At 63.2% G+C, this 883-nt stretch carries 1 protein-coding gene; it reads right to left on the bottom strand.

Going from position 1 to position 883, the window contains the following annotated elements; translation table 11 throughout:
• A partial coding sequence (locus JHL17_RS17840) for an IS30 family transposase (RefSeq protein ID WP_200195033.1) occupies positions 1-836 on the bottom strand: 836 nt, incomplete at its 3' end.
• Positions 837-883: the final 47 nt, after the last annotated feature.

Raw genomic sequence — 883 nt, 5'->3', positions numbered from 1 at the left:
CCGATCGTGTTCTCGACGCCGCCTTTCTGCCAGGGTGCGTGAGGGTCGCAGAAGTAAGTTTGCATTCCGAGCTTGTCGATCAGTTGATGATGTTCGGCAAACTCGGTGCCATTGTCGAAGGTGGCGGAACGACGCAGGCTTGCGGGCAACTGCCCCCAGAAGTCGAGCAGGCGCTCGATGACCGGCTTGGCCGCCTTGGAGGGCTGGCGAAAGATCCGGGTGAAGCGGGTGAGCCGCTCATGCATCACCAACACCGCTTGGCCGTAGCGGGCGAACAGCATCAGGTCGACCTCCCAATGCCCAATCTCCTGGCGCTCGCTGGCGATGGACGGACGTTCCTCCAGCGGCCGCCGCCGCTTGATCCGATCGACCGAGCTTCCGCCGCGGCGGCCGGCAGGGCCGCGGCGGAATTTGGCCCGCGGCAGAAGCCGGTGCCAGTAATCCTTCTGAGCCGAGCGATGGTAGATGTAACGATAGATGGACTCGTGGCTGATCACCGTGCGGCCGTGCGTGCGCGCCAGCCAGCCGGCGACCTGCTGCGGAGACCATCCCATCGCAAGGTGTTTTCGCACCGTGGCGCGAAGGTCTGGCTGGCGCGCAAGCTTGAAGCGGGCATCCCAACCTCGGCGCCGGGCCGCCAAACGATCGGCCCGTTCCCCATTGTAGCCTCCCTGCCACTGGTTGGTCGGCTGGGCATTCCGACGGAGCTCACGGCTGATCGTCGAAGCTGACCGACCAACTTGCTCCCCGATCCCTCTCAAAGACAGCCCTTGCTCCCGCAATAGCTCGATCTTCATGCGCTCGCCAAGGCTGAGCTGACTGTAATGTTTTCCCATCGTAACAACACCTTAGCAGATGTTGCACTTGTGGCGTGAGTCCAAGG

The organism is Azospirillum endophyticum (assembly GCF_016595245.1).
GTDB lineage: Bacteria > Pseudomonadota > Alphaproteobacteria > Azospirillales > Azospirillaceae > Azospirillum > Azospirillum endophyticum.
The sequence above is the reverse complement of the archived record's forward strand: the minus strand, read 5'-3'. Positions and strand labels throughout refer to the sequence as shown.